We start from the raw sequence: 12826 nt of genomic DNA, 5'->3' as shown, positions 1-12826 counted from the left end.
CAAAAACGGATACTGTGCCGCGTACACTCGCCTTGTGGACAATCCCTAATTTTAGACCAAAGTTCCAGCTCCTTTGATTCTATGTCGCAACTAAATCGAAAATCGACAATCGACAATCGACAATCGAGTGACGCACTCTACGACAAAATCCCAGAATCTACTTTTTTTTGCAACCGAGGATTCATGTACTTTTTTCGCAAACAGATTGCCATCCTGCTGATAGTTGTTGCTTGCTGTACGCTGACGGTTAGTTGCAGCGATAGCCGAGCTGTCCAGTGTACTAAGTTTACTAAAATTGTCAACAAAGGCAACGCTCTCATTGATGTTGATAAAGACAGGAATGATGCTGCAACTACCGACAATTTAGCTAAAAATTTTAACCTGATAGCGAATGAACTTGAGGCTCTGCGAATAACAGATCCAACCCTCAAAGAAATTCAGAAGCCATCGGTTAAATCCTTCCAGGAAATTAGTCAAGCACTCGGCGACATAAGCAAAAGTCTTCAGGCTGGAAATCTCGCTTCTACAAGTATAGAAGGTCGAGAGCAAATCCAAACAGCTCAAGCAGATATTATTAGAGCCGGCCAACAGGCGAATCAAGCAGCCGCAAATCAAGACGCTTTGACTAGCAAACTGATTAATTATTGTAAGAGCAATCGCTAAACGCTAAGAGTTTTGAGTTTTGAATGCGTGAGTTTTGAGTTTGAGGAAGGCATCGCCTTCATCTATAGCGGTATTCAAGGAAGTGAGGTACGCGCTATAGAATTCGGAGAAAGACAAGGAAGCGCCGATGCCCTATTTGGCCGATGCCCTATTTGGCCGATGCCCTATTTGGCCGGGAACACCTAATTTACCTGAGAAAGGCTATAGCATCTACTAATTCCCCATTACCCATTACCCAGTTTAGTGATGAATTTCTAGATTCAAAATATAGCGACCGAGTTGCACTTTCTCCGACCACAACTCATATTCTAACCGCAAGTGTTCCGGTTCCGGCTTTCCTGTCAGCGTCAAGTTGCGAGTGAAGTTGCGGAGTCGCAACTGTTCGGGAGTCGCCAGCGATTCGCCCTGAAGCCAATAACGGCTCAGCCCGTACATTCCTCGTTCCCAGCAGTGGCGGTAACTGTATTTGCCGTTTCCTTGCATGGTCATAATGACTCGATAGGGCGAAACTTCTAGCCAGAGCAACCGGGGTTTTGTAGTTGGGGGCAAGATTGTAACTTGCTCGGCAGATTCGTCGGAGCCATCGGAAAATTGGCGATCGATTATTGCTGGTTCGTGCAACAACAAGTGAAAGCGATCGCGGTCTTTTTGATAAAGCGTACCAGCGGTTTCAACAACTGACCACAACGGTAAATCTGTGGATACCAGCGATAAACTTACAGGCTTGCGGTGATGCGTCAGCATAAACAAAAGTGTAGGAGTTGTTGTGGATCGGGCGGTTTGAGATTTTAAGCTTTAGATTTTAGATTTTAGATTAGCTGAGTTCCAAATTCCGGAGCTTTTGCTTAAAAAAATGCAAAATCTACAACTGGCAATCGAAAATCGAAAATTGTTTAGTCACAATTCAATCATCTGGTCGATAACTGAGAGCGGTAGATGAAATCTAAGCAGATACACGGATAATATTGGTAAAATTAAGATGAAATTAAAGTGAAATCCGTGCCGTTGCGTCCGCACTCCCGTGTCGCCGACAAGTGACAGCCGAGTCTCCGGGCGAGTTTAATCAGCCTTTAAGTTAACCGGGCACATTGGGAAAAAACCCGCCTGCCGTACAAAAGACGACTGACTTAGGACTGGGAAAAAGGTAGGATAGCTAACGCCATCCAATCATAGTTTATCTCAATGCAAGCTGACATTATAACTACTACGCTTCTTGACAAAAGCCAAACTTTAAGAATTCAAAAACCTGCCTCGGGCTTGTCGCTGGCGGGGAGGATTCGAGTTCCGGGCGATAAGTCGATTTCTCACCGAGCTTTGATGTTGGGTGCGATCGCCCGAGGTGAAACTACAATTGAGGGACTGCTGCTAGGAGAAGACCCCCGCAGCACGGCTAAATGTTTCTCGCTTCTGGGAGCCAAAGTTTCTGAACTCAACGCGGAACGGGTGACAGTCCGGGGCGTCGGAATTGGCGATTTAGAGGAGCCTGTGGAAGTCTTGGATGCGGGCAATTCCGGCACGACGATGCGGCTGATGTTGGGAATTTTAGCCTCTCATCCGGGGCGTTTTTATGCGGTAACGGGTGACAGTTCTCTGCGATCGCGCCCCATGTCGCGCGTCATTAAACCGCTGCAACAAATGGGAGCGCAAATTTGGGGCCGAAAAAGTAATTCTTTAGCTCCCTTAGCGATACTGGGACAGCAGTTAAAACCGATTCACTACCATTCTCCGATCGCCTCGGCTCAAGTTAAATCTTGCATTTTGCTCGCCGGTTTGATGGCAAGCGGAGAAACTACAGTCACAGAACCCGCTCTGTCGCGGGATCACAGCGAGCGGATGCTGCGAGCGTTTGGAGCCCAATTGAGCGTCGATCCAGAAACTTGCAGCGTGACAGTTACTGGGCCGACACAACTGCAAGGACAGAATGTGATTGTACCGGGGGATATTAGTTCGGCGGCATTTTGGCTAGTTGCTGGGGCGATCGTCCCCGGTTCGGAACTCGTAGTCGAAAATGTCGGCGTCAACCCAACTCGTACAGGCATTTTGGAAGCTTTGGAAATGATGGGCGCCGACATTGAACTGCAAAATCAGCGAGAGGCCGCCGGAGAACCTGTAGCGGATATTTTGGTTCGCAGTTCCGGCCAATTGCGGGGATGCACCATTGCGGGCGACTTAATTCCCCGGCTGATTGACGAAATTCCGATTTTGGCCGTAGCGGCGGTCTTTGCGTCCGGTACTACAATAATTCGAGATGCGGCCGAGTTGCGCGTCAAAGAGAGCGATCGGCTGGCCGTGACTGCTGCGGAACTCAACCGCATGGGAGCTCAAATTTCCGAGTTACCCGACGGTTTAGAAATTACCGGGGGAACTCCTTTGACCGGCGCGGATGTTGACAGCTACACCGACCACAGAATAGCGATGAGTTTGGCGATCGCAGCCCTCAATGCCACAGGTATTACTAACATTCACCGGGCAGAAGCTGCTGCCATTTCCTACCCCGACTTTACCGCCACTTTGCAACAAGTTTGCCATCCAAATTGAGAGCGGGAGAGTGGGAGAAAGGGAGAGGGGGAGAGGGAGGAGTCCGAGATTTGGAGAAGGGAGAGCGGGAAAAATCCTCATTCTTCCTTCTTCCTTCTTCCTTCTTCCGTCTTCCCTCTTCCCCCTTCCTTCAACATCCGTTTAAGAATCTTTACCTACAACTTGTTCTTTTAAAGAATCAATTTCCGTTAACAACTCTTGGCGATCGGAAGCCTTGAGCAGATAGCGGTAAACAAACCAACCCGTATATCCCATGCCAATCAACTCAAAAATTGGAGCTACCAAAGGGACATCGTTAAGAGCACCTAAAACTCCCAGCATTACCTTAATACTAATACCGCCTGCCAAAATTAAACCAACAGTTATGAGGGGCCTTTGGTAGTCAGCAAAAAAATTAGAGAGATAGGCTGGAAGTTCTGACAAAATTGTAATAACTTGGTCTTTAATATCTTGGAACTGGCTCGTCGGTGTTTCTGTGGTTGTCACTGTAGTCATGACCCCCGGTTTGTCCTCCACCAGATCTACTCTCACCACTTCAGTGATTGTTTGTGTCTCGTCCGAAAAGTTAGCTTGTGTCATTGGATACTTACTCCGTTGTCAGGTAAAATTGCAGGCTGTGAATTGCTGCCAGTATAATTCTCCGGCAATTAGCACAGCATCCGCGCTGCAGGGACTAATTGATGAGACTAAGGCAGAGTCTCACAAATTGCAAGCAAAAATAACGATATGACTTGATTGTAAACAATTGCCTTCGCTGCCAAATCGGTCTTTTGACTCATTTTTTCAGTCGATCGAGGTCGATTTGATTGGGGCAAGGGCGTCCTTGTTCAAAGTCGGTGATGTTGCCGATCGTGGTTTCGGCGATATTTTTCAAAGCTTCCTCGGTAAAAAAAGCTTGGTGTCCGGTAATCAGGACGTTTGGAAAAGTCAGCAAACGCTGAAAAACGTCGTCTTGAATGACGTGATTTGACAAATCCTCAAAAAACAGATCCGTCTCTTGTTCGTAAACATCTAAGCCGAGGTAGCCAATTATACCAGATTTCAGTGCTTTGGTAACAGCTTTAGTGTCAATCAACTGACCGCGGCTGGTATTGATCAGCATCATCCCCGGTTTCATTTGCCCGATCGCCTCTGCACCGATTAAATGGTAAGTTTCCGGTATCAGCGGACAGTGGAGGCTGACAATATCAGAGGCGGCGAACAGTTCCGGGAGTGCGACGTATTCCATGCCTAGGGCGAGGCAATCCGGATTTTGGTAAACATCGTATCCCACCAGGCGACACCCGAATCCGTGCAGAATTTTGGCAGTAATTGCGCCAATTCTGCCTGTTCCGACAATTCCCACCGTTTTGCCGTGGAGGTCAAAACCCAACAGGCCGTCTAGGGCGAAATTGCCTTCGCGGACGCGGTTGTAGGCCCGATGGATTCTGCGGTTGAGGGACAAAATCAAAGCGACTGCGTGTTCTGCCACTGCGTAGGGAGAATAAGCCGGAACTCGCAGTATAGTTAGGTCTAAATCCCTCGCTGCTGCTAAATCGACGTGATTGAATCCCGCCGATCTCAGGGCCAGCAAGCGGACGCCTTTTTCGGCAATGCCCAGCAGCGTTTTCGCGTCCAACGAGTCGTTCACGAACGCGCAGACTGCCGGAAATCCAGCAGCCAAAACGCTGGTTTCCAGGTTCAGACGCGGTTCAAAAAAAACTAAATCGTGTTTGCCGCCGACATTCGCTGCTTCCAGAAATGTGCGATCGTAGGATTTGGTGCTGAATACGGCTACCTTCATGATTTTTGCCTGCAAACCCAGTAATAGTTGGAAATTCTTTCCAGATCAACTCTAAATTTTACTAGAACGCCGTTGCCCCAAACAACCCACTTTCCCTGATAAATATTGAATTTCGTAACAAGAGCCTCTCTGAAGAAACCAATTTTTAACTTTAGGCTAACGGGAGCATCTCATATTTGTAAAAATACTGATTCTGGCTCCTGACTTCTGACTTCTGACTCTTTTCTCCTGGCTTCTGACTCCTGACTCCTAACTCCTATTTCTAGCGGAGGGCTGCTTTCATTGAGATGCTCCCAGGCTAACTCCTGCTTAATTTTTTGAATCTAATTGCTTAGACTGTAGTAAAGCGCGAGGGTTAATTGTTCATTTTTTAGGAGAAAATCAGATGCCGAAACAAATCAAAAGTCAAATATATGCAATTTTAGAAAAATCCGAACTCGGCAATTTTTACAGTTTAGCCGACGATATTTTTATCACTTGTTTAATTGCGATCAACGTCGCAGCTTTTATTGCTTCTACTTCACCTACATTGTCGCAAGAACAACAGCTAATCTTGGAAAATATCGAAATTGTTTCATCCTTAGTATTTACCATAGAATATCTTTTGAGGTTGTGGGTGTGTACAGTCGATAGCAGATACAGCCACCCGTTTTGGGGAAGATTGAGATACGGTCTTACACCGCTAAGTCTGATCGATTTAATTTCAATCTTACCGTTTTACTCATTGCTGTTATTTCCTAATTTAAGCTTCGTTAATTTAATTCGCCTACTGCGCTTGTTGCGGTTGCTAAAAATGAGCCGTTATTCAGAGTCTCTCAGAACTCTGGGAGCAGTATTGTACGCTAAAAAAGAGGAGTTAATTGCCACTGCCTTTGCAGTTTTTATTCTGTTAATATTTGCCTCTAGCGTCATGTATTTTGTTGAAAACGAGGCGCATCCAGAAACTTTTGCGAGCATCCCCGATGCAATGTGGTGGGGAGTTGTGACATTAACTACTGTCGGTTACGGTGATATTTATCCAATCACTCCTTTAGGGAAATTTTTAGGAGCAATATTAGCATTTTTGGGAATCGGAATTTTTGCTTTACCTGCAGGACTCATTGCTGCGGGTTTTTCCGAGGAAGTGCAAAGGAAAAAGCAGGAAAAAATGGCGGCAAATTTAGAGCAATCTGCGAATTTTCAAGCGGTCAAAAGGCTCGCGGAAATCGAGGTCGGTTTTGAACAAAAGCAAAGGGCGATCGCGCTGCACGTCGAAAGTTCATCCGAGTTGATGAAAATGTGTGTTCAAACGGCGAAACAGAAGTTAGGAAGTGACTTTAAAAATGAACAAATTATTTGCGATTTAGCTATTCATCTGTACAATGAGGCTGTTCGCAAATTCGAGCTTTAATTACAGCTATATATTGCCTTTAATTGCGACAGAATAGTCAGCAAATAGCTCATAAATAAAGCACTAGCTTGCAGTTATGACGGCTTTATTTACGGCAGGAATGACTAATGGCTAATTACCAATCAGGCGGCAAATTGTAATATTCAAGAGTCGATCGATCTTTTAGCAATTCTTGCGTTTCTCGATCGACCTGAATCTGACCGTCAGCCAAAACTAACGCCCTTTGAGTCGTTTTCCCGATCCAATTCAAATTGTGGGACGCGATCAAAATTACCTCGATCGGCAATTGGGACAAAACCTTAGCCAAATGACGCCGCCACGACGGATCGAGTCCGTTAGTCGGCTCATCTAAGATTAAAATTGCCGGCTCTAATGCTAAAATTGCTGCCAAGGCTGCTAATCTTCTTTGACCTCCCGAAAGTTCGTGGGCCGAACGGTTGGCAAATTCTACTAAACCAAATTCGTCTAATAGCGATAAAGCTCGATCGCGCGCAACTCCCGGCGGCACTCCGTAATTGCGCGGCCCAAACATGACATCCTCTAAAATAGTCGGCATAAATAGCTGGTCGTTAGCATCTTGAAAGCAAAATCCAATCTGCCTGCGCGCCTGCGATAAAGTCGCCTCTTCCAGCTTTTTTCCCTGCACTCTAATCTCGCCCGCTTGAGGCATTTTTAATCCGATCAAGTTTTCGAGCAAAGTGCTTTTACCAGCACCTGTCAGGCCTAGTAGAGCAACTCTTTCTCCCGGTTGCAAGCTAAAAGAAATTCCCCGCAATATTGGCTTTTGTTCGGGATAGCCAAATATTAAGTCTTGCACTTCGATTGTTGGTGCGGATTTGAGATTAGTCATCCGATTTTAGATTTGAGATTTTAGATTTGAGATTGAATAATTTCAACTCGTTCCCAGGCAGATCCTGGGAACGCAGATCTGTCGGCTTTGCCTGCAATTTTCCTCCGCAAGAAGCGAGGCAGAGCCACTGGATATCGATTCCCAGGCAGAGCCGGGGAACCAGTTAAATGCCCAATGCCCAATTACGAATAACCGTAAGAAGCTATTGTTAATCCGGCTACTATTAAAATTGTTATTGTCAGCCAGAGTCGCTCTTTAGGTGTCGATTTTGAGTCGGCGGGCAAACTTCCTTGATAGCCGCGAATTAGCATGGCTGCGTGTACTCTTTCTGCCCGATCGAGACTTCGCAAATAAAGCGCTCCGATCATGGAAGCACTGGCGTAACGCAGCCATCCTCCGGTACCGGACAAGCCCCGGAGTTGGGCAGATATTTTCATGCGGTTGACTTCGGCCAGCAGGATTTCTAAGTATTGTCCTGTTAAAAGTACAATCTCTTGCAAACCTGCTGGTAGGGGTAATCCTTTGAGGGCGATTCCGAAACTGTGGGGTGGCAAAGTTAGCAGGAAGCTGTTCATAATTAGCAGGCAAATTAGGGAACGCAGCAACAGAAAACTGGCGCGTTCCCAACCTTGGGGCAGCACTAATAACGAGAGAAAAAGCAATTCTGCTCCCAACAGTTGCGCTAGGGTTCGCACCGGAGCCCTGAGCCGAAACGACCAAAAAAGTGCGATCGCCCCATAAATTCCCAGCCACAGCCAAGCGCCTGTCTTCAGAAAGCCCATGCCAATCACAATTGTGAGAGACACTCGCAATCGAAAAGGTATGGAGAGTTTAGACATCTTTAGGTTTTACCACCAACTGAGCAATTCCAAAAGCCGCGCCGAAGCTGAAGGCAGATCCTAAAAGTCCAGCAATGCTAGTACCAATAGGCTGTTCTTCTAATCCTTTAACTGTGTAATCTGCTAAAGGAGTGGGATTTTCGATCGCCACAGCTTCTTTATCTTTAAAGCCGTATTTTTCGGCTACCGCTTCTAACCCGTCAGGCCAACTTGAAGCGAACAGCGAAAGCACCCCGGAAATTAATAACACTCCGATTACTGGCACTACCCATTTCTGCAATTGCGGCTGTTCTCCCGGCAGTAAATCCGGCCGCACTTTGACGAGATAAGTTAAAACGCCGCCTGTAATTACCCCTTCGCCAATGCCAATTAAAATATGTACGCCTACCATTCCTGGCAATGCGATATTGAGTCCTACTGTACCAGAAATTGCCAGTTCGATCGCCACACAAATCGAAGCAGCCACGACGCTGAGGGCGGCGGCGAGGCCCGCGGCTAGGGGCAAACGATTTCTGGAACCTCCCAAGAGTTGCTGCAATGGCTGCAACAGCCACCAGCCCACCCAAATCCCAACTAGCCCCATGTTAAAAATATTGGCTCCCAAGGCGGTGATGCCCCCGTCGGCAAACAAGACGCTCTGAATTATAAAAACTGTGCTCATCGCTAAAGTTGCCGCCCAAGGGCTCCCCAACACGACGGATGCGAGCGCCCCTCCCAACAAGTGGCCGCTGGTGCCGCCGGCTACGGGAAAGTTGATCATCTGGGCTGCAAACACGAAAGCTGTAGTTAAGCCCATGATTGGGGCTTGTCGAAGTCCAAGACTGGCGCGGGTTCGATTTAAGGCAACTGCAATTACTGCTGCACTTGCTATGCCGGTGGCAATGGCTACTGGCGGTGAAAGGAAACCATCAGGTATGTGCATTCATGTATCCCAAACGAGAGAACTTCCAACTCTTTAGTCAACTATTTTTTACAAAAATTTAAAACCCCCTCTGGGGGCATTAATGCGATCGAGCGATCGGGGGATTGGCGGCGGGCGATCGCTTATTCCATATAGATTAGCGCCTCAAAAGCAGAATTTTGAGGATGAGAAATTTTACATTAAATCATCCTGAAGAATTATTCGGATATTTTACAAACAACTCGCACATTCAAGCTTTTTGATAAAAATTATCAATATTTGTTTACGGATTCAACTGCAAAATTGAATTCACCGTCAAGCTCAAACAAAAGTATTAAAAAAATATAAAGAATTTACTGAAATTCTATCATTGGCTTTACACTGAACTGTTGATAATAAATAGCATTAAATTTTTAAAGATCGCAGCAGTGAAATTAGCAGATAGCCAGTAAAACCCAAATAATTGCGTGTTGTAGAAACTAAAAAGTGCGAATTATTGCGACTCAATATACTTAGTAGTAGGTTGGCAGTTGTCACTCGCGCCAAAGTGTGATCGGCTTTGCCCGCACGATCTGCATTATCAAGAAACTCAAAATACTAATGCGCTTATTCTCAAGTAATTTTCCGCACAACCGACAGGAGGTTTGCCAGTGGTGCAGCACTCAACCCAAGACTCAACTACCGATTTAGTTCCATCTGAATTTCCCAAACAGTTAGATATCGATCAAGTGTCTGTCTACGGACTTAGCTTTTTATCCGCTGGTTTATTTCTGTTTTTACCTTTAGTTAACCTACTGCATCCGAGCCCTTGGCAGCGCTGGATGGGAACCCTTCACGGCATGGGTGCAATGTTGGCATTAGTGGTAATGGTTTATACGGGACACTTGGCTTTTCCCTTGCAGCAGGTTGCCGATAAAATCTTGCCACAAATGCGTACTTTAGCCTTTTGGTCAACGCCAGAGAGATGCACAAAATAGTTTGGGTTAGCGTCGGAGTTTTAACTCTTTTCTTTATGGCTTTTCCCATCGCAATGTGGCGCGTTAGCCAAAAAGAAAAGTTTCGCGGTTTTCACCTCAAGTCTTTGATAATTGAGGGGCAAAATCCCGCTAATGCTGTTGCTAAGGGGGTGGGCTAACCAGCTATTGCGAGTAACAGTGCGGTTCCGGCTGCAAATAATTCCAGTTTAGCTGTTGACAACCCCAAAAATTTGCCTGACAAGTCTCCAGACGTTGTACGTTTCACTAATACCTCTACTGAAACGGCTATTGCGAGTAGCCCTACAGATTATAATCTCCAAGCTGTACTTCTATCAGCAGGCCAGCAGGAAGTTCAGGCGGTGGATGCAACAAATCAGACAGCAGAAATTACGGATCGCGTAAAACTAGATGAGTTAGATCTAAAAGTCTACGATCGCATCGATCGAAGTTGGCAAACTAGCCCTAAGTTCAATCAAAATCTAGTCTATCGAGTCAGTACAAGTCAAGATGGGGCGATGGCGTTCCGCCCCGCAAGCTACGGCAATTTCGAGCCGCTCAATCAACCAGCCAAGGATTACACCAAAGAAACTCCTTTGCCAAATCTGCTGAAATCTTCCGAAACTAGCAGCAGTAACAGTGCAGCACCAGTCGCTAAGTTTACTGTAGTCTTTGATCCTACGGGAACCTTAGAATTTAACCCCTAGCTCACATACAACATCTCTCCGGTAAAGCGCGCCATCAGCACCTTACTTTTCATTTTTAACTTAAATGTGATATTATAAAAAGCGCCCTCTAAGGCATTCTACATCTAAAACAACAAATGAAAGAACTTGACGAAAAAAGAACTCAGGAACTGCTATGCACCATCATGGAATGGGAACTAGCAGGTGTCGTGCGCTACACTCACTATGCACTAATGGTGACTGGACCAAACCGGATTCCCATCGTGCAGTTTTTTAAAGCACAAGCAACGGAATCCCTACTCCACGCCCAACAAGCAGGAGAAATTCTCACCGGTTTAGAGGGGCATCCCAGTCAGAAAATTGCTCCCATCGAAGAAACCTACAAACACTCGGTGAAAGACTTGTTGGAAGAAAGTTTAAATCACGAGAAAAAAGCGCTCAAAAAGTATAAATCTTTACTTGAAGTTGTGACTGACTCCAGCGTTTATTTGGAAGAATATGCCCGCAATCTAATTGGACAAGAAGAATTGCACCAAGTAGAATTGAAAAAAATGCTGCGGGATTATAGTTGATTTAATCATTGTTATTGGTTGTTGGTTAGTGGTGAGTTGTTATTTCCAATGACCAATGACCGAGGCCCCATGCCCATCCCCCATGCCCCATGCCCCATGCCCCATAATTATAAAAAATGAATTTTAGCGAAGCTGTACCGACTTTTGTAATTACCCTGCGCGAAGGCGTAGAAGCCGCCTTAGTCGTCGGGATTGTACTAGCTTGCCTCAAAAAAGCCGAGCAAACTCACCTCAATTCTTGGGTTTATGCAGGTGTCGCAGCCGGCATTGCTGCTAGCGGTTTTGTGGGCGCTCTATTCAATGGATTGCTGGCAGCACTATCAACATCAGAGCAGCCTTACGCACCAGTAATTAAACAGCTATTAGAGGGCGTGTTGGGGCTTGTGGCGATCGCAATGCTAAGCTGGATGCTAATTTGGATGACTCAGCAAGCTCGCTTTCTCAAAGCAGAAGTTGAAGGAGCAGTTACAGCAGCTTTGACAGAAAATAGCAAGGCCGGCTGGGGCGTATTTGGCTTAATTTTTATTGCGGTACTGCGCGAAGGTTTTGAAACAGTTATATTTGTCAGCGCTCAATTTCAACAAGGTTTGAGTCCCGCTTTGGGAGCTTTGGGCGGTTTGACTGGAGCGGCAATCATTGGCGCGCTACTGTTCAAGTGGGGTGTCAAAATTGATATTCGCCTGTTTTTCAAGTTTATGGGGATTTTGTTGCTGTTGATCGTGGCAGGTTTGGCAGTATCTGCACTCAAACATTTTGACCAAGCGGCTGGGATTTTGTCGCAGATGAATAGCAAGTATGCAGCGATTTGTTTTTATTACGATCGCCTCGCACCAGTCCACTCTTGTATTTTAGGGCCTATGGTGTGGAATGCAGCCGCAATTTTGCCCGATCGACAATTTCCGGGAGTGCTTCTCAAAGCACTGTTTGGATACAGAGATCGACTTTATCTCGTCCAAGCAGCCGCTTACACAATATTCTTAGCCACCATCGGCGGTCTTTATTTCCAAAAACTAGGCTCTAAGGCGAGTGTTCCCAACCAAAATACTCAGCCAGCTCGATCGGAAACTCGCCCTCAGTAGGTATGCAAGCTGTTTTTATCGGTTATTTTGGTGCTTCCAGGGCGAGAAAAAAATTAGCCCCACAGGCAAAAAATTGACCAAAAATTTTCAGGTTGCGGGATTGATTATTTGACTTTTATACGACCGCATTAAATGCTCGCAATACTATTTATTTATTTTATAAATACTTCTATTAAGATTATTTAATAATACCGTCAATACCCCAAAAAAGCAAGCGCTACCCCTCAAAAAGCACAAAAATTTTTTAAGCAAAATTAACTCAATTAAAAAATTTACAGTTAACGGTTAACAGGGTCATGGAAGACGCGGACTACCGTTAGGGCGATCCTGTGAAGCCCCAGGCGCACCCTGCAAAAGTTAAGGCTGTTCTTGCCGACCGAGAATCTGCCCCCAGCAAGATTTGGGGCAAACTGTTTTCTGATATTCGCTCTTATGGCTTATAATTAGTACAAGAATATTTACAGAGCACCGAAAGTTCTTAATCAACCTTATAATCCTTAATGAAGCTTAAAATTACAAAATTGTTCGTTAAAGTTACCTGGAACCCCCAG

General features: G+C 45.8%; 15 protein-coding genes. 9 read left to right on the top strand and 6 right to left on the bottom strand.

Annotated elements, in window-relative coordinates; all coding sequences use genetic code 11:
• Window positions 1-183: 183 nt before the first annotated feature.
• Both OSC7112_RS00440 and OSC7112_RS39180 read left to right on the top strand, forming a co-directional pair.
• Window positions 184-663: a hypothetical protein gene (locus OSC7112_RS00440; RefSeq protein WP_041622830.1), complete on the top strand. Its 480-nt coding sequence runs from the start codon at window positions 184-186 to the stop codon at window positions 661-663.
• 12 nt (window positions 664-675) lie between these two features.
• Complete coding sequence (locus OSC7112_RS39180) at window positions 676-849, top strand: hypothetical protein (RefSeq protein WP_190274307.1); 174 nt, start codon at window positions 676-678, stop codon at window positions 847-849.
• A 54-nt stretch (window positions 850-903) separates the two neighbouring features.
• Here the strand turns inward: OSC7112_RS39180 and OSC7112_RS00435 are convergent, their stop codons facing one another.
• The gene (locus OSC7112_RS00435; RefSeq protein ID WP_015174064.1) at window positions 904-1407 is read right to left on the bottom strand and encodes a hypothetical protein; all 504 of its coding nucleotides are present in this window, start codon (window positions 1405-1407) and stop codon (window positions 904-906) included.
• A gap of 438 nt (window positions 1408-1845) precedes the next feature.
• Here OSC7112_RS00435 and aroA point away from each other — a divergent pair, with 438 nt between their 5' ends.
• Complete coding sequence (gene aroA, locus OSC7112_RS00430) at window positions 1846-3201, top strand: 3-phosphoshikimate 1-carboxyvinyltransferase (protein WP_015174063.1); 1356 nt, start codon at window positions 1846-1848, stop codon at window positions 3199-3201.
• A gap of 141 nt (window positions 3202-3342) precedes the next feature.
• On the opposite strand, the gene OSC7112_RS00425 is transcribed toward aroA, so the two are convergent.
• Together OSC7112_RS00425 and OSC7112_RS00420 are read right to left on the bottom strand one after the other, a co-directional pair.
• The gene (locus OSC7112_RS00425) at window positions 3343-3780 is read right to left on the bottom strand and encodes a CAAD domain-containing protein (protein WP_015174062.1); all 438 of its coding nucleotides are present in this window, start codon (window positions 3778-3780) and stop codon (window positions 3343-3345) included.
• A gap of 196 nt (window positions 3781-3976) precedes the next feature.
• Window positions 3977-4984, bottom strand: a complete 1008-nt coding sequence (locus OSC7112_RS00420) for a 2-hydroxyacid dehydrogenase (RefSeq protein WP_015174061.1) — start codon at window positions 4982-4984, stop codon at window positions 3977-3979.
• Between the two features lie 385 nt (window positions 4985-5369).
• Here OSC7112_RS00420 and OSC7112_RS00415 point away from each other — a divergent pair, with 385 nt between their 5' ends.
• Complete coding sequence (locus OSC7112_RS00415) at window positions 5370-6374, top strand: ion transporter (RefSeq protein ID WP_015174060.1); 1005 nt, start codon at window positions 5370-5372, stop codon at window positions 6372-6374.
• Window positions 6375-6489: 115 nt separating this feature from the next.
• Here OSC7112_RS00415 and OSC7112_RS00410 read toward each other — a convergent pair whose 3' ends face one another.
• The 3 genes from OSC7112_RS00410 to OSC7112_RS00400 form a co-directional block, all read right to left on the bottom strand.
• Window positions 6490-7224, bottom strand: coding sequence for an energy-coupling factor ABC transporter ATP-binding protein (locus OSC7112_RS00410; RefSeq protein WP_015174059.1), 735 nt, complete (start codon window positions 7222-7224; stop codon window positions 6490-6492).
• A 182-nt stretch (window positions 7225-7406) separates the two neighbouring features.
• Entirely contained in the window at window positions 7407-8063 is a 657-nt protein-coding gene (locus OSC7112_RS00405; RefSeq protein ID WP_015174058.1) for an energy-coupling factor transporter transmembrane component T family protein, read from the bottom strand.
• On the bottom strand, window positions 8056-8985 hold the full coding sequence (locus OSC7112_RS00400; protein ID WP_015174057.1) for an energy-coupling factor ABC transporter permease: 930 nt from the start codon (window positions 8983-8985) through the stop codon (window positions 8056-8058). Before OSC7112_RS00400 ends, OSC7112_RS00405 begins: the two co-directional genes overlap by 8 nt.
• A 632-nt stretch (window positions 8986-9617) precedes the next feature.
• On the opposite strand from OSC7112_RS00400, the gene OSC7112_RS00395 reads away from it, so the two are divergent.
• The 5 genes from OSC7112_RS00395 to OSC7112_RS00375 all read left to right on the top strand — a co-directional run bounded on the left by OSC7112_RS00395 (window position 9618) and on the right by OSC7112_RS00375 (window position 12275).
• The gene (locus tag OSC7112_RS00395; protein WP_223300726.1) at window positions 9618-9941 is read left to right on the top strand and encodes a hypothetical protein; all 324 of its coding nucleotides are present in this window, start codon (window positions 9618-9620) and stop codon (window positions 9939-9941) included.
• Complete coding sequence (locus tag OSC7112_RS39175; protein WP_015174055.1) at window positions 9929-10099, top strand: hypothetical protein; 171 nt, start codon at window positions 9929-9931, stop codon at window positions 10097-10099. The genes OSC7112_RS00395 and OSC7112_RS39175 overlap by 13 nt, the downstream gene beginning before the upstream one ends.
• Window positions 10100-10171: 72 nt before the next feature.
• Window positions 10172-10645, top strand: coding sequence for a hypothetical protein (locus OSC7112_RS00385; RefSeq protein ID WP_015174054.1), 474 nt, complete (start codon window positions 10172-10174; stop codon window positions 10643-10645).
• Between the two features lie 116 nt (window positions 10646-10761).
• Window positions 10762-11196 (top strand): ferritin-like domain-containing protein, encoded by a 435-nt coding sequence (locus tag OSC7112_RS00380; RefSeq protein ID WP_015174053.1) that lies wholly within the window; start codon window positions 10762-10764, stop codon window positions 11194-11196.
• Between the two features lie 116 nt (window positions 11197-11312).
• Window positions 11313-12275: an FTR1 family iron permease gene (locus OSC7112_RS00375; RefSeq protein ID WP_015174052.1), complete on the top strand. Its 963-nt coding sequence runs from the start codon at window positions 11313-11315 to the stop codon at window positions 12273-12275.
• Window positions 12276-12826 lie beyond the last annotated feature (551 nt).

This window comes from Oscillatoria nigro-viridis PCC 7112 (genome assembly GCF_000317475.1).
Lineage (GTDB): Bacteria > Cyanobacteriota > Cyanobacteriia > Cyanobacteriales > Microcoleaceae > Microcoleus > Microcoleus nigroviridis.
The sequence above is the reverse complement of the archived record's forward strand: the minus strand, read 5'-3'. Positions and strand labels throughout refer to the sequence as shown.